Source organism: Streptomyces sp. NPDC044044, assembly GCF_056434405.1.
This window is the reverse complement of sequence record NZ_JBWKFG010000007.1, coordinates 299,237-316,785: the sequence shown is the minus strand read 5'-3', so window position 1 is coordinate 316,785 and position 17,549 is coordinate 299,237. Positions and strand designations below refer to the sequence as shown.

Here is a 17,549-nt window from a genome sequence, read left to right as displayed (position 1 = left end):
ACGCGGACGATAGGTGCCCGCTCGTAACATCGAGAGCATGCGTGTATTGATCGTCGAGGACGAGCCCTACATGGCGGAAGCCATCCGGGATGGCCTGCGCCTGGAAGCGATCGCGGCCGACCTCGCGGGCGACGGCGACATCGCCCTGGAGATGCTGAGCATCAACACGTACGACATCGCTGTCCTCGACCGCGACATCCCAGGACCTTCCGGTGACGAGATCGCCAAGCGCATCGTCGCCTCCGGCAGCGGCATGCCGATCCTCATGCTCACCGCGGCCGACCGCCTCGACGACAAGGCGTCCGGCTTCGAACTCGGCGCCGACGACTACCTCACGAAACCGTTCGAACTGCGGGAACTCGTCCTCAGGCTCCGGGCGCTCGACCGCAGGCGTGCCCACAGCCGGCCTCCTGTCCAAGAGATCGCGGGGCTGCGACTGGATCCGTTCCGACGCGAGGTCTACCGGGACGGCCGCTATGTCGCGCTGACGCGCAAGCAGTTCGCCGTACTCGAAGTCCTCATCGCCGCACAGGGTGGTGTCGTCAGCGCCGAGGAACTTCTTGAGCGCGCATGGGACGAGAACGCCGACCCGTTCACCAACGCCGTCCGCATCACCGTCTCGGCGCTGCGCAAGCGGCTCGGCGAACCCTGGATCATCGCCACCGTGCCCGGCGTCGGCTATCGCATCGGAGGCGACAGTGGATAGATCCCCCGGCCTCAGCGTCCGCCTCAAACTCACCCTCAGCTACGCCGGATTCCTCATGCTCGCCGGTGCCTTGCTGATCGTCACCGTGGGCTGGTGGCTCCTGCGAGAGGGGTGGTTGCAAACCAACGAAGAGGGGGCATGGAAATCAACTCCGGGCACCACTTTGGTGCGCGGTTTCGCTCCCATCGCGGCCGCGGTCCTGGTGTTCCTCCTGGTGTTCGGCCTCCTCGGCGGATGGGTCCTCGCCGGCCGTATGCTCGCCCCCCTGACCCGTATCGCGGACGCCACTCGCACCGCCGCGACAGGGTCGCTTTCGCACCGCATCCGGCTGCCCGGCCGCCAGGACGAATTCCGCGAACTCGCCGACGCCTTCGACGCGATGCTCGAACGGCTTGAAGCACACGTCGCCGAGCAGCGGAGATTCGCGGCCAACGCCTCGCACGAACTGCGCACCCCACTGGCCATCTCGAAGTCACTTCTCGACGTGGCCCGCACCGATCCGTCACACGACACCGGTGAACTCCTTGCCCGCCTCCAAGCCGTCAATACCCGAGCGATCGACCTCACTGAAGCATTGCTCCTGCTCAGCCGAGCCGGCCAGCGGTCCTTCACCCGAGAACAGGTCGACCTGTCCCTCATGGCGGAAGAAGCCACCGAAACGCTGCTCTCCCTCGCGGAAAAGAACGGTGTCACCATCGAGACCCGCGGTGACATCACACCCACGAGCGGATCGCCTGCGCTCCTGCTGCAACTGACCATGAACCTCGTGCACAACGCGATCGTCCACAATCTGGCCGACCAGGGCATGGTGTGGGTTACCACCAGCGCCCACCCCGGCTCCGTGATGCTCACAGTCGAGAACACCGGCGAGAAACTGACTCCACGTCTGGTCTCGACGCTCACCGAACCATTCCAGAGGGCCACCGAGCGCATCCACGCCGACCAGGCGGGCGTCGGCCTCGGCTTGGCAATCGTCACCACCATCACGCGCGTGCACGACGGCACCCTCACCCTCACCCCGCGCGACACCGGTGGCCTGCGCATCACGGTGCAACTGCCCGCGCGTACGCACCCGCAGTCGCCTGCGCCGGGTCGACACCGGTAAAGCGGGCCGACAACTTATCGGCAGCGTATCGAAAACCGCATACGCGTCGGCAACACCGTGTTTCCTTGAATGGAGGCATGACCTACAGAGAACCAGTGGGAATCACCGCTTTCGGATGCGGGCGGGACGAAGCCGCACGGTTCCGGGATCTCGCGCCCCGATTCGGAGTGACGCCGACGATCACGGAATCCGCGGTGTCGGAGGAGACCGCCCATCTGGCATCCGGAAACCGGTGCGTCAGCGTCGGACACAAGACCAGGATCACCCCGGCGACACTCCGTGCGCTGAGCCGATTCGGCGTCTCCTACATCTCCACGAGAAGCATCGGGTACGACCACATCGACGTGGATCATGCGGGCCGCGTCGGCATCTCCGTCGGGAACGTCTGCTATTCCCCCGACAGCGTCGCCGACTACACGGTGATGATGCTGCTGATGGCGGTGCGCCACGCCAAGTCCACCGTCCGCCGCGCGGATGTGCACGACTACCGTCTGCACGACGTACGAGGGAGAGAGCTGCGCGACCTGACCGTCGGCGTGGTCGGAACGGGGCGCATCGGCACGGCCGTCATGGAAAGGCTCCGCGCCTTCGGGTGCCGGATATTGGCGTACGGAAATCGTGCCGGTGAATCCGGTGAATCCGGTGAATCCGGTGACCCCGGCGGCCCCGGTGACGAGGTGTCGCTCGATGAATTGCTGAGGTCGAGCGACGTCGTCACGCTCCACGCGCCGCTCAACGCCGACACGCACCACCTTCTCGACCGTGAGCGCATCCGGCGGATGAAACCCGGCGCGTTCGTGGTCAACACCGGGCGCGGTGCCCTCATCGACTCGATCGCGCTGGTCGCGGCACTGGAGGACGGACGCCTGGGTGGTGTCGCCCTCGACGTCGTCGAGGGCGAGGAAGGCGTGTTCTACGTCGACCGACGGAGCGCGCCCATCGACAGCAAGCCACTGCTGCGGCTGCAGGAGATGCCGAACGCGTTCATCAGTCCGCACACCGCGTATTACACGGACCGTGCCCTGAGCGACACGGTCGAGAACTCGATCACCAACTGCCTGGAATTCGAAAGCAGGAATCAGCATGCCTAAAGCCAAGCTGCAGGTCGGAATCCTCTTCGGTGGCTGCTCGGAGGAACACCTCATCTCCATCAAGTCCGCGCAGGAGATCGCGCGGAACCTCGACCCGGACACGTACGAGCCGTACTTCATCGGGATCACGCGCGGCGGCGCCTGGAAACTCTGCGAGGGCCCCGCCGCGGACTGGGAGAGCGGCGCGTACCGGACCGCCGTGCTGTCCCCGGACCGTGGCGTGCACGGACTGCTCGTCCTCGATCAGGGGAAGTACGAGACGATCGGCCTGGATGTCGTGGTGCCGGTCCTGCACGGAAAGCTCGGGGAGGACGGCGCGATACAGGGCCTGCTCGAGCTGTCCGGCATCCCGTACGTGGGCTGCGACGTCCAGAGTTCCGCGCTGGGCATGGACAAGTCCCTCGCCTATGTCGTCGCCGCCGGCGCCGGAATCGCCACGCCGAATTTCTGGACGGTCGCGGCGGGCGAGGACATCGACGCCGAACGGCTCACCTATCCCGTCTTCGTGAAGCCGGCCCGCTCGGGATCGTCCTTCGGGGTCAGCAAGGTGGCGCATGCGGAAGAACTGCGGGGCGCGCTGGACATCGCCCGGCGGTACGACACGAAAGTCCTGGTCGAGGAGGCGGTCGTCGGCAGCGAGGTCGGCTGCGCGATCCTGGGCGGCGGAACGGACCTGACCGCGGGAGAAGTCGACCGCATCGCCCTGTCCCACGGATTCTTCCGGATCCACCAGGAGGACGAACCCGAGACCGGCTCCGACAATTCGACGCCGATCGTCCCTGCCGACATTCCGGCTGAATCCCGGGCGCGCGTCCAGGAAACGGCGAAGGCCGTCTACCGCGCCCTGGGCTGCAGCGGACTCGGCCGCGTGGACCTGTTCCTCAAGGACGACGGGCAGGTCGTACTCAACGAGGTCAACACCTTCCCCGGCATGACCTCGTACAGCCGCTATCCGCGGATGATGGCCGCCGCCGGGGTTCCGCTGTCCGCGGTGATCGACCGCCTGGTGACCGGGACACTGGACCGGTCCCTGACCCCGACGGAGCCGGCCCATGCGTAACGACTTCGTCTTCATGGACGAGTTCATGCCCGGGGTCCGCTGGGACGCCAAGTACGCCACCTGGGACAATTTCACCGGAAAGCCGGTCGCCGGATATCTGGCCAATCGCATCGTCGGCACCAGGGCCCTGTGCGCGGCATTGCAGACCGCACGAGAAGAGGCGACCGCGCACGGATTCGGCCTGCTCCTCTGGGACGGCTACCGCCCGCAACGCGCCGTGGACTCATTCCTGCGCTGGTCGGAGCAGCCGGAGGACGGCCGCACCAAGCACCGCCACTATCCCAATATCGACCGGCCCGAGATGTTCGAGAACGGATACGTGGCCGCCAAGTCGGGCCACAGCCGCGGCAGTACCGTCGATCTGACGCTGTACCACCTGGAAAGCGGTGAGCTCGCAGCCATGGGGAGCGACCACGATCTGATGGACTCGGTCTCGCACCACGGAGCGGAAGGAATCTCGCGGGCCGAGGCGGACAACCGCGGGAGTCTTCGCTCCATCATGGAGGCCAGCGGATTCGTCTCCTACGTCTGCGAATGGTGGCATTACACGCTCAAGGACGAGCCCTACCCCGACACCTATTTCGACTTTCCCATCACCCAGGTGAGTCTGGGATGAATACGGCGAGGCTCCGGCGGTCCGCCCGGAGCCTCGTCCCGTCCCCGGACGCCGAGCGGCGAGGGCGGGCCTCACCAGAGCCCACCACGTATCGCCGGCGTATCGAGAACCGCATACGCGGCGGCAACACCCCGCCGCCTTGACTGAGACCATGACTCAGAGCCAGCCATCCCTCGCCCCGCTCTCGCTCCCCCTCTCCCTCGCCGAGATCGCCGCGCTCGTCGGCGGCCGGGTCACAGGTGACGCGACCGTCACAGTGAGCGCACCGGCCGTACTCGACAGCCGGCACGGCGAACCGGGTGGTCTCTTCGTCGCCATGGCCGGTGAGCGCGTCGACGGTCACGACTACGCCGGCCGCACCCGTGCGACCGCCGTGCTCGGCTCGCGGCCGACACCGCTGCCCACCGTCGTCGTCGACGACGTACCGGCCGCACTGCAGACGGTCGCCGCCCACGCCGTGGCCCGGCTGCGCGAGCGGCTGACCGTCGTCGCGGTGACGGGATCGCAGGGCAAGACCAGCACCAAGGACCTGCTGTCCGCGGTCCTTTCGGGCGCGGGGCCGACCGTCGCCACACACGGTTCGTACAACAACGAGCTCGGCGTGCCCCTGACCATGCTGCGCGCCGACGCGCACACCCGCTTCCTCGCCCTCGAAATGGGCGCCCGCCACGTCGGCGACATAGCCCACCTCACCGGCCTGGTCGCACCCGATATCGGGGTCGTGCTCAACGTCGGCCAGGCCCACATCGGGGAGTTCGGCTCGCGCGCGGCCATCGCACGGACCAAGGGCGAACTCGTGCGCGGCCTCGCACCCGGCGGCACCGCCATCCTCAACGCCGACGACCCTCGCGTCGCCGCGATGCGCGCGCTGACCGACGGGCCGGTCCTGACCTTCGGCCGCGCCGAACACGCCGATGTGCGTGTCCAGGACCTGGTCCTCGACCGCCTGGGCCGGGCGACCTTCACGCTGCGCACCTCGGGCGCATCGGCCCGTGTCGCGCTGCCGTTCGTGGGCGCCCACCAGGCAGTCAACGCGGCGGCCGCCACCGCGGCGGGACTCGCGGCCGGCATCCCCCTGGTCACATCGGCGGTGGCCCTCAGTACCGCCTCACTGTCCAGGTGGCGCATGGAGCCGCGCACCCTGGCCTGCGGCGCGACCCTGCTCAACGACTCCTACAACGCCAACCCCGACTCCACCCGAGCCGCCCTGGACACGCTCGCAGCCATCGCGGGCCGCCGCCGTATCGCCGTACTCGGCGCGATGCTCGAACTCGGCGCAGGCAGCGAGGCCGAACACCGAGCGGTCGGTGAATACGCCGCCGCGCGCGCCGATCTGGTGGCCGTCGTCGGCGGAACCGCCCGTCCCGTCGCCGACGCCGCGGGGGAGCGGGCGCTCGCGTTCACCGACGGCCAGGCGGCCGTCGCCTGGCTGCGCGAGATCCTGACCGGCGGCGACATCGTCCTCGTCAAAGCGTCGCGCGGCGCCCGCCTCGACGAGGTGGCCGCCGCACTCGGGTGACCGCGTGGCGCGGGCTCAGCGCCCGCGCCGCCGCATGTACAGGTCGAAGGCGCGGTGGACCAGCGGTCGCAGCGGCAGATCCCACTCCCCGACGTACCGCACCGCCCGCCCCCCGGTGCCGACCTTGAACCGGATCAGGCCCACCTGCGGATCAGCGGCGTCGAGCGTCGGCGGGATACCCCGCAGGTCGTACACGTCGCAGCCCGCCGCCAGGGCATCACGGATCATCGCCCACTGGCACGCGTGGGAACCCCGCACCTCACGCTTGGCCGTCGACGAGGCGCCGTACACGTACCAGGCGTGCGCGCCGACCCGCACCAGGATCGTGGCGGCCACCAACTCGCCCTCGTGGCACGCGAGATAGAGCGAGATGCGCCCGGGGTCCTCGCCACTCAACTCCGCGAACATGGTCTCGAAGTACGCCGCCGGCCGCGGTCTGAATCCGTCGCGCTCGGCGGTGTGCACGTAGAGCTCGTGGAACGCCGCGAGGTCCGACGCGGCACCGACCGTGACCTCGACCCCCGCCTTCGCGGCCTTCTTGATGTTGCGTCGCCACTGCTGGTTCATGGCCTTCAGGACGTCGTCCTCGGACCGTCCCGCCAGCGGCACCTCGTACGTGAACTGCGGTTGCCCGGCACCGAACCCGTCCTCCGGGCTCTGCGGAAGCCAGCCGGCCGCCCGGAGCCGTCGGCTGACCTCGGCACCGACCGGATCGGCGTGCCCGTCGGGCAGTCCGGTGAGCCGCCGCACCCCCGGATCGGCCACGCCGTCCTTGACCTGCGCCGCATCCCAGGTGTGCGTCCGCACCGGCGGGCACAGCCGGATCGCGAACGCGCCGCGGGCCTTGAGATGGGCGGCCAGTGGGTCGAGCCACGCACCGATGTCCCCGGACCAGTCGATGTCAGGACCCCACGGCAGATACGCGAGCGTGAACCGCGAAAGACCCGGCACCGGCCGGTGAAGGACGAGCCCCGCCCCCACGAGCCGCCCGCCGTGGAACCATCCGAGCGACTCACTGCGCCACTCCGTCTTCACCCGCCCCCACGCCGGGGTCTGCACAAAGTTCACCGACCGCTGTGCCCGCACGAAGGCCAGGTGCTCGGCGTCGCTGATCGGCGCGACGGTCGGCGACACGGGGAGGGACATGGGTGCCGGTTCGCGGTATGACATGGCGCCAGTCAATTCGGCCCTGTGTTGCCGGCGCGTATCCGCTTTTCGATACGCCGACGATATGCGCCGCCGAGGCGCTCATGTCAGGAGTTCTGCCGCTTCCAGTCGGCCTGTGCGGTGTTGAGCTGGTCGGCGAGGTCGTCGAGGAAGTCCTTCGCGCTGGTCTTGCCGAGCATGACCTTCTGGAAGGCGGGTTCGTTCTCGGCCTTGGAGATCGTGTTCCAGTCCGGGAGGTAGTACGGCAGCTGGACGATCGTGGTGGCCGGGGAGTTGAGCGCGTCGGCGGCCAGGCGCGTCGGCTCGGACTTCTCGACCCAGGCGTCCTTGACCGCCTTGTTGTTGGCGGGGATCAGACCGGCGGACTCGTTGAACTTGGAGCTGGCCCGGTGCGACGAGGCGAACTCGACGAACTTCCAGGCCGCCTTCTTCTTGGTGCTGGTCTTGAAGATCGAGAGCCCGTCGATCGGGTTGGACACCTGGACGCGCTTGCCGCCCGCCGTCTTCGGGTTCGGCAGGCCGCGGAACTTGCCGGGGCCGAGGGCCTTCACGTGGTCCTGGTAGGAGCCGAGGTTGTGACTGAGCATGCCGATCCGGCCGCCGTCCCACTGGGCGACCATCTGCGTGAAGTTGTTGTTGAGGTCGGCGGCCGGGGTCGTCTTCTTGTAGAGGGCCGTGTACCTCTCCAGGGCGGCGACGTTCTTCGGGGCGTTGACGGTGGTCTTCGTCTCGTCGGCGTTCCAGAAGGACTTGATGCCGCTCTGCCCGTACATCGCGTCCAGGGCCTGGGCGATGGAGCCCACACCGCCGCGGATGGTGTAGCCGAACTGGTTCTCTCCCTCGGCGGTCAGACGGTCCGCCGCCGCGTAGAACTTGCTCCATGTGGTCGGCGCGTCCAGACCGGCGGCCTTGAAGAGGTCGGTGCGGTAGTACAGCACGCCATTGTTCGCGGAAGTCGGGACCATGAGCAGCTGCGACGTCCCGCCCGCCGACGTCGTCGACGCGAGCATGCTCTTGCTGAGCTCGCCGTCCAGGGGGCTTGCGGCCAGCCGGTCCTGCAGCGGTTCCAGCGCGCCCTGGGCCGCGATCGCGGCGAGCATGGCGGCGCCGACGCCGCCGACGTCCGGCAGGCCGCCGCCCTGGATGGAGTTGTCGTACTTGGACTGGGCGTTCTCGGCGGGGACGCCGACGTAATCGACCTTGATGTCGGGGTACTTCTTCTCGAAGTCCTTGATGATCTCCATCCAGATGCCGCGGCGCACGGCGGTGTTGTTGTCCCAGAAGGTGATGGTCCCCTTGCCGGAGCCCTCGCTGCCCTCCTCGCCCGCGATGCCGGAGCCGTCGTCCCCGCAGGCGGTGGCGGTGATGCCGAGGAGGAGTGACAGGGCGATGGCTGCTGGGGCGGATCGACGTGGGCCCTTACGGATGCGGGAACTCAAGACGGGCTCTCCTCCTCTGGCGCTGAACTGTGTCCGGGTACGCCAACTCAGGGCATGCGTACACCGCGTATGGCATACCGCGTCTCGTATATGACATACGAAGCGCGGCGACTCGAAGCTAGGAGCAGGTAGTTGGTTCGTCAACGCATCTGACAAAACTCGCCGCGGGGTGCCCGAAGATGCCCCGAAGCTCCCGCACGCCTCTTGGCCGCCCCGTCTCAAGAGGCGCCGCACTCATGTCCCGGCTGTCTAGAGGAAGTTGACGTTCTGGGCCAGGGCGAGGCGGCCGGAGTAGTTGATCGTGTTGGTGGCAGGCCGCATGTACGCGCGCCAGGCGTCGGAGCCGGACTCGCGCCCGCCGCCCGTCTCCTTCTCGCCGCCGAACGCGCCTCCGATCTCCGCGCCGGACGTGCCGATGTTGACGTTGGCGATGCCGCAGTCGGAACCCTCGGCGGACAGGAAGACCTCGGCCTCCCGCTGGTCGCGGGTGAAGATGCTGGAGGAGAGCCCCTGTGGGACGCCGTTGTGCAGCGCGATGGCCTCCTCCAGGGTGTCGTACGTCAGGACGTACAGGATGGGCGCGAAGGTCTCCTGACGTACGACGTCGGTCTGTTCGTCGACGCGGACGATGACCGGTTCGGCGTACGCGGCCCGCGGCGCCGTGTCCGCCAGGCGCCGGTTGCCGCCGGCGAGGATCTTGCCGCCCTGTGCCTGTACGCGGGCGAGCGCGTCCTGCATGGCGTCGAGGGCGGCGGTCGAGATGAGCGGCCCGACGAGGGTGTCCTCGTCGAACGGGTCCCCGATGGGAAGCCTGGTGTACGCCGCCGTCAGGCGCGCGACGAGCGTGTCGGCGATGTCGCGGTGGACGATCAGACGGCGCAGCGTGGTGCAGCGCTGGCCGGCCGTGCCCGCGGCGGCGAAGACGATGCCCTGCACCGCGAGGTCGAGATCGGCCGACGGCGCCACGACCGCGGCGTTGTTGCCGCCGAGTTCGAGCAGGCTGCGCCCGAACCGGGCCGCCACGCGCGGCCCGACCTCGCGGCCCATGCGGGTGGAGCCCGTGGCGCTGACGAGCGCGACGCGCGGGTCGTCGACCAGCCGTTCGCCCACCGAGCGGTCGCCGAGCAGAAGACGGTGCACGTCACCCGGGGCGCCCACCTCCTCCGCGGCCCGGCCCAGCAGCCGGTCGCAGGCCAGGGAGATCAGCGGGGTCAGTTCGGACGGCTTCCAGACCACGGTGTCGCCGCAGGCCAGCGCCACTGCGGTGTTCCACGACCACACCGCGGCAGGGAAGTTGAACGCGGAGATCACCCCGACCACGCCGAGCGGGTGCCAGGTCTCGGCGAGACGGTGGCCGGGGCGCTCGGAGGCGATGGTGCGGCCGTAGAGCTGGCGCGAGAGGCCGACCGCGAAGTCACAGATGTCGATCATCTCCTGGACCTCGCCCAGCGCCTCCGAGCGGATCTTGCCCGCCTCGATGGTGATCAAGTCGGCCAGGTCGCTCTTGTGCTCGCGGAGCAACTCGCCGAGACGGCGCACGAGTTCACCCCGGTGGGGCGCCGGAGTGGTGCGCCAGGCGAGAAATGCCCCGCGGGCGGCGGCGACGGCGTCCTCGGTGTCGGCGGCGGTCGCCGCGGTCAGGCCGAACAGGCCCTCGCCGGTGATGGGCGTACGCGCCTGGAAGTCGCTGCCCTCCGGGACCGTCACGCCGATGCGCCGCAGGCTCGTGCGGGCACGGGTGCGCAGGTCGTCGGTGCCGGGCAGGGTGGTGGTGCCGGTCATGATGCTCCCTGGGTGAGGTGGGGCGAAGCGTGCCGGGGTTCAGTGGCGCGTGCTGTCCAGGTCCAGGTCCAGGCCCAGTTCGCGGCCGGCCTCGGTGATCGAGAGGCGCTGCTGCTGCTCGTACAGGGCGTACGGGTCGAGGACCTCGCGGTCGATGGCGCCGGAGAGCCAGTCGCTGTCGTACGAGGCGCCCTCCCGCTCGGTGTTCCGGGAGCCCTCGCCGCTGAGGTTGGACTGGAAGATCCCGGCGGCGGAGCGCGGCAGGAAGTCCTCGTATACGACGGGTTCGGCCCGCACCCAGCCCCGGCGCTCCAACTCGACGATGGTCGCGGGTGGTTGGGTGCCGTCCCGTGGGCGGTCGGGTGCGGCGTGGTAGGTGAAGTAGGCGAGCTCCTGCGCGGCGAGCTCTCGCTCGGTGGCGGGGACGTGCGCGGCCCACAGTGTGCGGGCCAGTTCGGTGCGGTCGGCTGCGGGGTGCCGGGTGGCCTCGTCGTCGGCGAGGGTCAGCAGGCGGTCGTAGAGCGCGCGGCCGGCGGGGGTGAGGGCGATGCCGCGGGCCTCGACCTCACCGAACCGCACCCGGAGCGCGCCGTGGGTGACGCTGCCGTCGGCCAGGCGCAGGGCGCGTGGTTCGGCCAGGGCGCGGAACGACGTCTGGCGCAGCAGCAGGTCGGGGCCCTTCCAGTTTGGCGGGCCCTGGATGGTGTCGATCATCTCGATGCCGCGTTCGGTCATCCGCCGGTACAGCTCGTCGATGTCCAGGACGCGCGGGGTGAGGTGGTTGATGTGGGTGGAGCGGACGCCGCCGATGTCCGCGGCGACCGCGGAGACCCTCTCCAGCTCCTCGTACCAGGCCCGGTCGATCGGCTCCGCCGACAACTCGAAGGCCCGGACGGCGAGATGGAGGAAACGCTCGGCTTGCTCCTCGGGCAGTTCACGCTCGCTCCCGGCCCGGTCGGCCAGGGCGAGGAGCTCCGGCGGGAACAGTTCGCGCCCGGCCAGGAACGTCTCCAGGCGGGAGCGCAGCTCGGCGTCGAAGAAGCGCGGGTCCGCGGGCGTGAGCAGCGAGGTGAAGACCCGGAAGGGGTTGCGCGCCAACTCCTGCGCGTCGACCGGGCGGAACGCCGTCGACACGACGGGCACCGCGCTCGCTGCCGCCTCCCGCAGGTCGTAGAAGCCGACCGGGTGCATGCCGAGCGCGCCGAAGATCCGGGCGACGTGGCGCAGTTCGGCGGGGGTGCCCACACGGATGGCGCCGTGCCGTTCCGCGGTGACCCGGCTGATGGAGCCGAGCCGTTCGGCGTCGGCGCCCTGCGCGCGCAGGGTGTCCTCGTTGACCTCGCGTGAGACGTCGACGAGCGTGTTGTAGGCGGGGACCTCCCGCCCGTACATCTCCGAGAGCCGTGCGGCGAAGGCGGCCCGCAGCTGCCACTGGCTGATCATCGAAGGTCTGCCTTTCGAGTGTTCGGACATGGAGTCGGGACGAGGGATCGGGAGGTGGGATGGGAGCCGGGATGGGAGCCGGGCTTCGGCGCGGGAGAGGGTCATACGACGTGGGCCTCGGGGCGGCTCGCGGCCCCGGTCCGGAAACGGTCGGCGCTCAGCGGCGCGATGTCGACGCACGGCTCGCGCTCCAGGTACAGGTCGCGCACGACCTCGCCGACGGCCGGGGCCTGGAGGAAACCGTGCCCCGAGAACCCGGTGGCGTAAAGGAAGTTGGGCAGCTCGCCGCAGCGGCCGATCAGCGCGTTGTGGTCCGGCGTGACTTCGTACAGGCCCGCCCACCCGTCGAGGGTCGGCATCGTGGCGAGGGCGGGGGCGCGGCGGCGTACGACGTCCCGGAACAGGTCGAGCCACTCCGGGGTCCATGTGGTGTCGAAGCCTTCGGCCTCGCGGGAGTCGGCGAGGCCGAACAGCAGCCCGTCGTCGCTGTTGTGGAAGTACGCGGACGAGGTGAAGTCGATGGTGAAGGGGATCCGCGGGGCCGACGGCGAAAGCCGTTCGGTGAAGGCCAGTTGGCGGCGCACCGGCCGGACGGGGAGGTCGACGCCGACCATGGCGCCGATCCGGCCGGACCAGGCGCCCGCCGTGCAGATCACGGTGGAGCAGGCGACGGTGCCGCGGTCGGTGTGCACGGCGCTGACACGGTCGCCGGTCGTGTCCATGCCGGTGACGCGGGTGCGCGTGGCGAAGCGGACGCCCGCACGGGCCGCGGCGTCGGCGTACCCGTGCACGACAAGCCGGGGGCGAGCGTGCCCGTCGGTGGGGGAGTGCACGGCGGCGACGAGGCCTTCGGTGCTCAGATACGGGCAGAGGCGCCGGGCCTCGTCGGCGTCGACCATGCGGCTCGGCACGCCCAGGCTGTTCTGGAGCCGCACGCTCTCGGCGAACTCCGCGGCCTGCCGCTCGCTGGTGAGCAGGAAGAGATAGCCCACGGTGTCCAGGCGGATGTCTGCGCCGGGCCGGTGCGGGAAGTCCTGGTAGGCACGCAGACTCCGGTGGCCGAGCTCGATGTTGAGCGGGTCGGAGAAGTGGGCGCGGACCCCGCCGATCGGCTTCCCGGAACTGCCGCAGGCGAGCTCGCCGCGTTCGACGACGACGATGTCACGCACTCCCGCCTCGGCGAGGTGGAAGGCGATGGATGTGCCCATCACGCCCCCGCCGACGATCACGACATCGGCGGTCGGCGGCGGGGTGCGGAAGACGGGGGCGGTGGACGGACGGGAAGAGGAGGACGGATGCGGAGAGGTCGACGGATGCGGAGAGGCGGATGAGGACGGACGCGGAGAGGAGGACAAGAGGCCGATCCCTTCCAGAGGCCGGCGCCCGTACCGACGGGTCTGAAGAGGCGTCAGTTCACGGGTGCGGCATGGGCCGTCAGTAACGTGCTCAGAGAGTTGAGGGACGCTGATCAGCTGGCTGCCCGTCATCGTGACGCACGCCGACCGTTGACGTCCATGAACGGTTTCTGCTCCTGATCTTTGAGGATCTCTATACGGTCGTTCCATGGATTGGACGAGCTCCCAGCTGCGGTCCCTGGTCGAGCTGACCCGGCGCGGCACCATCACCGCCGTCGCGCAGGCCCTGGGATACACCCCGGGCGGCGTATCCCAGCAGATCGCCGCACTGGAAAGGGCCGCGGGCACACCGCTGCTGCGCCGTGCGGGCCGCCGGGTGGAGCTCACCGACGCCGGGATCACGCTGGCCCGGCACGCCGAGCGGATCCTGGCCACGGAGGCCGAGGCCGTCGAGGAGCTGGAGCGCGGCAGCGGCGTGGTCTCCGGCACGCTGCTGGTCGGCCTGTTCACCACGGCCGCCGCCGAGATCCTGCCGCCCGCCCTGCGCCGGATGCACGCGGCCCACCCCGAACTGGCCGTGCACAGCCGTGACATGGACGTGGACGAGGTGTACGACGCCGTCGCCTCGGGAGGCGTGGACCTCGCGCTCGGCCTGGACTACCCGGACGTGCCCATCCCGCGCGACGCCGCTCTGCGGGTGACCCGGCTCTGCCGCGAGCGCTTCGCCCTGGCCGTACCGACCGGCTGGATGGAGGGCCGCGACCGCGCCGCCCTGGCCGAGACCCGGGACCTGGCGTGGATCCTGCCGTCACCCGGCAGCTACTACGGCCGCGCCGTGCGCACCGCGTGCCGCCGCGCGGGCCTCGAACCGGACGTGCGCCACGAGGTCACCGACACCGCGGCGACCCTGGCCCTGGTGGAGGCGGGCATCGGCGTGAGCACGGTGACCGAGCTGATGCTCGGCCTTCGCGCCTCACGCTTCGACGTGGTGCGGCTGCGCGAGCGGATCGAGCGGCATGTCGTCGTGGTGTGCCGCGCCTCGGCCGAACGCAGGCCGGCGGTGGCGGCCCTGGTCGCAGTGTTGCGGACGGTGGCCGACCAGCGCCGTGACACACACGCGTAGGTCCTTGTGGGGGAGGCGCCTTCGGGGAGCTCGCCCCCGGGCGCACAAGAGGGCGGCGACCGCGCCCCGACAGGCTTCCCGGCATGAGCGGCCAGACCTCTCACCTCTGACCTCTCACCCCCTGACCTCTCACCCTTGACCTCTCACCTCTGACGCAAGGCCAGAATCAGGTCGCGTGGCAGACCGTGGGTGTCGTGGAGGTAGTGGAAATCCTCCTCGTCCAGCGAACCCTGGAACCGGGGCCGGGCCAGGACCTGGTGCCCCCGCTCCAGGAGCTTCCTGAACCGCTGTTCCTCCTCGATCAGTACCCGGCGTACATCGCCCGGATCCACGTCCTGGCTGAAGTGATCCAGGGTGTGCTGCATCAACTCACCCGGCAGGTCGGCAAGTTCGCGCGAGGAGTTGTCGTCCCGCCACAGCACGGTGAGGACCCGCCGCACGAGTCGGCGCAGCACGTAACCGCGGCCGGTGTTGGCCGGGCGTACCCCGTCGCCGATCACCACCATGGCCGAGCGCAGATGGTCGCAGACGAGCCGCAGCGACGGCTCGTCCATGTGCCACAGGCCCGGCATGAGCCGAAGCCAGGGGTCGAAGAGGTCGCTCTCGAAGACCGACGTCCGCCCCTGAAGCAGCGAGGCAAGCCGCTCCAGGCCGAGCCCGGTGTCGATGTTGCGCTGGGGGAGCGGTACGAGTGACCCGTCGGAGAGGCGACGGTGGCGCATCATGACGTGGTTCCACACCTCCACCCAGCGGTCGTCACCGGTCGGCGTCGATTCCGGCGGGGTGTCGCCGGTCCACAGAAAGATCTCAGAGTCGGGGCCGCACGGGCCGGTGGAGCCGTTGGACCACCAGTTGTCCTCGACGGTGAGCTCCACCGGCACCCCGCGGTCCTGCCACAGCTCCAGGGAGGCGGTGTCGGGCCCGACCTGGTCGTCGCCGCCGAAAACGGTGGCGTGCAGCAGATGCGGATCGACGCCGAACCCGTCGGTGAGCAGCCCGTAACCCCAGTCGAGGCTCCGCGGGCCTTCGTAGTCGCCGAGGGACCAGGTGCCGAGCATCTCGAAGACGGTCAGATGGGTGGAGTCGCCGACCTCCTCCAGGTCCGTGGTGCGCAGACAGCGCTGCACATTGACCAGACGCCTGCCCAGCGGATGAGGCTGCCCCTCCAGGTACGGGGTGAGCGGATGCATGCCCGAGGTGGTGAAGAGCACCGGGTCACCGGGCGGCGGAAGCAGCGTCGAACCGGTGATCCGGCGGTGTCCTCGCTCCTCGTAGTACTCGACGAACGTGCGGACGACGTCTTCGGTGGTGATCGTTCCGGAATTCATGGGTGGCTCCTTCGCATACGCAGCGGGGAGGCACCGGACGACGGGTCCGCACACCGGAACCGAGGCGGCAGAGCCACGGAAACCACCGGCGGACCGTGTCCGGTCGCCGGTGGAAAGGGGGAAGTCCGTCAGGCGGCGGCAACCGGCGAGCTGGTCGCTCGCGCGGTCGCGGTGGTGTGTGGGCCGTTGACGTTCATGCGGCCGACGATAACGCGGGCAGATCTTGGTTGCACGTGATTTTCCGCCAGGGGGACTCGCACACCCCCTGCCGACCTCGGCCGCAGGAGTGATCAACTGAGGGCCTGCGACGCGACGCGGGGGGCAACAGGGTTCGCGGGGAACGCTGCCGACGGCTGCCGATGCTGTTCGCCGTCAACGGCCCTTGACCTAGAGCGCGGTCCAGCACCTAGCGTCTCCGCCATGACGACACCTCAGCACAAGATCGGATCGGGCTTCGGTGCCCGGAGCACCGCGAACGACGTCCTGAGCGGGATCGACCTGTCCGGCAGCACCGCGATCGTCACCGGTGGCTACTCGGGTCTCGGCCTGGAGACTACCCGCGCTCTGGCCGGTGCCGGAGCCCGTGTCGTGGTCCCCTCCCGGCGACGGGCGGCCGCGCAGGAGGCGGTCGAGGGCATCGACGGTGTCGAGACCGACGACCTCGACCTTTCCGACCTGGAGAGCGTCCGCGGTTTCGCCGACCGGTTCCTCGCCTCGGGCCGCACGGTCGACATCATGATCAACAACGCCGGGGTCATGGCCTGCCCCGAGACGCGGGTCGGCCCAGGTTGGGAGGCACAGTTCGCCACCAACCACCTCGGTCACTACGCGCTGATCAACCATCTCTGGCCGGCGATCGCCCCCGGTGGCGCGCGGGTGATCGCGGTGTCCTCCGGCGCCCACGGCATCACCGGAGTGCGCTGGGACGACGTGCAGTTCGAGCGCGGCTACGACAGATGGCAGGCGTACGGGCAGGCCAAGACGGCGAACGTGCTGTTCGCCGTGCAGCTCGACGCGCTCGGCCGCGATGCCGGAGTCAGAGCGTTCGCGCTGCATCCGGGCAGCATCCTCACCCCGCTGCAGCGCCACCTCGCGAAGGCGGAGATGGTCGAAGCGGGCTGGATCGACGAGAGCGGCAACCCGACCGATCCCACCTTCAAGACGCCCGAGCAGGGCGCGGCGACACAGGTATGGGCCGCGACCTCTCCCCGGCTGGCGGGCATGGGCGGCGTGTACTGCGAGGACTGCGACATCGCCGAGCCGGCCGGCGAAGGCTCGGAAGGCGGCGTGCACGCACACGCGACCGACCCCGAGCAGGCCGCGCGCCTGTGGGAGCTGTCGGCCGAACTCACGGGCATCGACGCCTTCGCGGCGGCGACCTAGCCCCGACCTAGCCCCGACCTAGTCCCGGAGGACGTCGCGGGGCACCGCGTCAGGTCTGTGTCCGGCTAGTCCCCGGGCCGCGTCAGATCCTGTTCCCGGGGGCCGCAAATTCGCAGGCGGCGACCCCAGCAACCGCCCTATCGTGTACCGCTGCCGTCTGTACCGGGACGGCCCGACGGGAGAGGCGGCGGAGTGCCGGACGCGTACGAGGCCATGGCGGACGCCGAGTTGAGCAAGGCGTTCGACGTGTGGTCCGGCTATCTGGACGCCCGCACGGGGGAGGACCCTCAGGTCCGCGCCCGACTGCGGTCCCTGTTGGAATCGGCCCGCGACTCCGCGGCTGAAGGCGATTCCACCACCGCACGGGCCATGGTGGCGGACATGTATGACGACGCCCGGGACGCGGCCCTCCGCTGGGCTCCCTGTCCGCCT

14 protein-coding genes are annotated in these 17,549 nt (G+C 69.8%); 8 read left to right on the top strand and 6 right to left on the bottom strand.

Features of this window, described 5'->3' with window-relative positions:
• Positions 1 to 37 precede the first annotated feature (37 nt).
• The 6 genes from AC07AG_RS27025 (at position 38) to AC07AG_RS27000 (ending at position 6,097) form a co-directional block, all read left to right on the top strand.
• The gene (locus AC07AG_RS27025) at positions 38 to 706 is read left to right on the top strand and encodes a response regulator transcription factor (RefSeq protein ID WP_478758417.1); all 669 of its coding nucleotides are present in this window, start codon (positions 38 to 40) and stop codon (positions 704 to 706) included.
• Positions 699 to 1,811, top strand: a complete 1,113-nt coding sequence (locus AC07AG_RS27020; RefSeq protein ID WP_478758416.1) for a sensor histidine kinase — start codon at positions 699 to 701, stop codon at positions 1,809 to 1,811. The genes AC07AG_RS27025 and AC07AG_RS27020 overlap by 8 nt, the downstream gene beginning before the upstream one ends.
• A gap of 77 nt (positions 1,812 to 1,888) precedes the next feature.
• On the top strand, positions 1,889 to 2,902 hold the full coding sequence (locus tag AC07AG_RS27015) for a D-isomer specific 2-hydroxyacid dehydrogenase family protein (protein WP_478758415.1): 1,014 nt from the start codon (positions 1,889 to 1,891) through the stop codon (positions 2,900 to 2,902).
• Entirely contained in the window at positions 2,895 to 3,962 is a 1,068-nt protein-coding gene (vanA, locus tag AC07AG_RS27010) for a D-alanine--(R)-lactate ligase (RefSeq protein ID WP_478758414.1), read from the top strand. Before AC07AG_RS27015 ends, vanA begins: the two co-directional genes overlap by 8 nt.
• On the top strand, positions 3,955 to 4,578 hold the full coding sequence (gene vanX / locus AC07AG_RS27005; protein ID WP_478758412.1) for a D-Ala-D-Ala dipeptidase VanX: 624 nt from the start codon (positions 3,955 to 3,957) through the stop codon (positions 4,576 to 4,578). Before vanA ends, vanX begins: the two co-directional genes overlap by 8 nt.
• A 151-nt stretch (positions 4,579 to 4,729) precedes the next feature.
• Positions 4,730 to 6,097 (top strand): UDP-N-acetylmuramoyl-tripeptide--D-alanyl-D-alanine ligase, encoded by a 1,368-nt coding sequence (locus AC07AG_RS27000; RefSeq protein WP_478758410.1) that lies wholly within the window; start codon positions 4,730 to 4,732, stop codon positions 6,095 to 6,097.
• 15 nt (positions 6,098 to 6,112) lie between these two features.
• Here the strand turns inward: AC07AG_RS27000 and AC07AG_RS26995 are convergent, their stop codons facing one another.
• From AC07AG_RS26995 to AC07AG_RS26975, 5 genes are all read right to left on the bottom strand, one after another.
• Positions 6,113 to 7,267 carry a lipid II:glycine glycyltransferase FemX gene (locus tag AC07AG_RS26995; RefSeq protein WP_478758408.1) on the bottom strand — a complete coding sequence of 385 codons (1,155 nt, stop codon included), beginning with the start codon at positions 7,265 to 7,267 and terminating at the stop codon, positions 6,113 to 6,115.
• An 83-nt stretch (positions 7,268 to 7,350) separates the two neighbouring features.
• Complete coding sequence (locus AC07AG_RS26990) at positions 7,351 to 8,703, bottom strand: ABC transporter substrate-binding protein (protein ID WP_478758406.1); 1,353 nt, start codon at positions 8,701 to 8,703, stop codon at positions 7,351 to 7,353.
• Positions 8,704 to 8,952: 249 nt separating this feature from the next.
• Entirely contained in the window at positions 8,953 to 10,485 is a 1,533-nt protein-coding gene (amaB, locus tag AC07AG_RS26985) for an L-piperidine-6-carboxylate dehydrogenase (RefSeq protein ID WP_478758404.1), read from the bottom strand.
• A 39-nt stretch (positions 10,486 to 10,524) separates the two neighbouring features.
• The gene (hglS, locus tag AC07AG_RS26980) at positions 10,525 to 11,928 is read right to left on the bottom strand and encodes a 2-oxoadipate dioxygenase/decarboxylase (RefSeq protein WP_478758403.1); all 1,404 of its coding nucleotides are present in this window, start codon (positions 11,926 to 11,928) and stop codon (positions 10,525 to 10,527) included.
• A gap of 101 nt (positions 11,929 to 12,029) precedes the next feature.
• Positions 12,030 to 13,157, bottom strand: coding sequence for an NAD(P)/FAD-dependent oxidoreductase (locus tag AC07AG_RS26975; RefSeq protein WP_478758775.1), 1,128 nt, complete (start codon positions 13,155 to 13,157; stop codon positions 12,030 to 12,032).
• A 334-nt stretch (positions 13,158 to 13,491) separates the two neighbouring features.
• On the opposite strand from AC07AG_RS26975, the gene AC07AG_RS26970 reads away from it, so the two are divergent.
• Positions 13,492 to 14,406: a LysR family transcriptional regulator gene (locus tag AC07AG_RS26970; protein ID WP_478758401.1), complete on the top strand. Its 915-nt coding sequence runs from the start codon at positions 13,492 to 13,494 to the stop codon at positions 14,404 to 14,406.
• A gap of 143 nt (positions 14,407 to 14,549) precedes the next feature.
• Here AC07AG_RS26970 and AC07AG_RS26965 read toward each other — a convergent pair whose 3' ends face one another.
• On the bottom strand, positions 14,550 to 15,734 hold the full coding sequence (locus tag AC07AG_RS26965) for an alanine--tRNA ligase-related protein (protein ID WP_478758399.1): 1,185 nt from the start codon (positions 15,732 to 15,734) through the stop codon (positions 14,550 to 14,552).
• A 420-nt stretch (positions 15,735 to 16,154) separates the two neighbouring features.
• On the opposite strand from AC07AG_RS26965, the gene AC07AG_RS26960 reads away from it, so the two are divergent.
• Complete coding sequence (locus AC07AG_RS26960) at positions 16,155 to 17,117, top strand: SDR family NAD(P)-dependent oxidoreductase (protein ID WP_478758397.1); 963 nt, start codon at positions 16,155 to 16,157, stop codon at positions 17,115 to 17,117.
• Positions 17,118 to 17,549 lie beyond the last annotated feature (432 nt).

Coding starts and splice junctions, on each gene's coding strand:
- AC07AG_RS26965 (WP_478758399.1), bottom strand. CDS start 15,734: ATGAATTCCGGAACGATCACCACCGAAGACGTCGTCCGCACGTTCGTC.
- AC07AG_RS27025 (WP_478758417.1), top strand. CDS start 38: ATGCGTGTATTGATCGTCGAGGACGAGCCCTACATGGCGGAAGCCATC.
- AC07AG_RS27015 (WP_478758415.1), top strand. CDS start 1,889: ATGACCTACAGAGAACCAGTGGGAATCACCGCTTTCGGATGCGGGCGG.
- AC07AG_RS26995 (WP_478758408.1), bottom strand. CDS start 7,267: ATGTCATACCGCGAACCGGCACCCATGTCCCTCCCCGTGTCGCCGACC.
- AC07AG_RS26970 (WP_478758401.1), top strand. CDS start 13,492: ATGGATTGGACGAGCTCCCAGCTGCGGTCCCTGGTCGAGCTGACCCGG.
- AC07AG_RS27000 (WP_478758410.1), top strand. CDS start 4,730: ATGACTCAGAGCCAGCCATCCCTCGCCCCGCTCTCGCTCCCCCTCTCC.
- amaB (WP_478758404.1), bottom strand. CDS start 10,485: ATGACCGGCACCACCACCCTGCCCGGCACCGACGACCTGCGCACCCGT.
- hglS (WP_478758403.1), bottom strand. CDS start 11,928: ATGATCAGCCAGTGGCAGCTGCGGGCCGCCTTCGCCGCACGGCTCTCG.
- vanA (WP_478758414.1), top strand. CDS start 2,895: ATGCCTAAAGCCAAGCTGCAGGTCGGAATCCTCTTCGGTGGCTGCTCG.
- vanX (WP_478758412.1), top strand. CDS start 3,955: ATGCGTAACGACTTCGTCTTCATGGACGAGTTCATGCCCGGGGTCCGC.
- AC07AG_RS26960 (WP_478758397.1), top strand. CDS start 16,155: ATGACGACACCTCAGCACAAGATCGGATCGGGCTTCGGTGCCCGGAGC.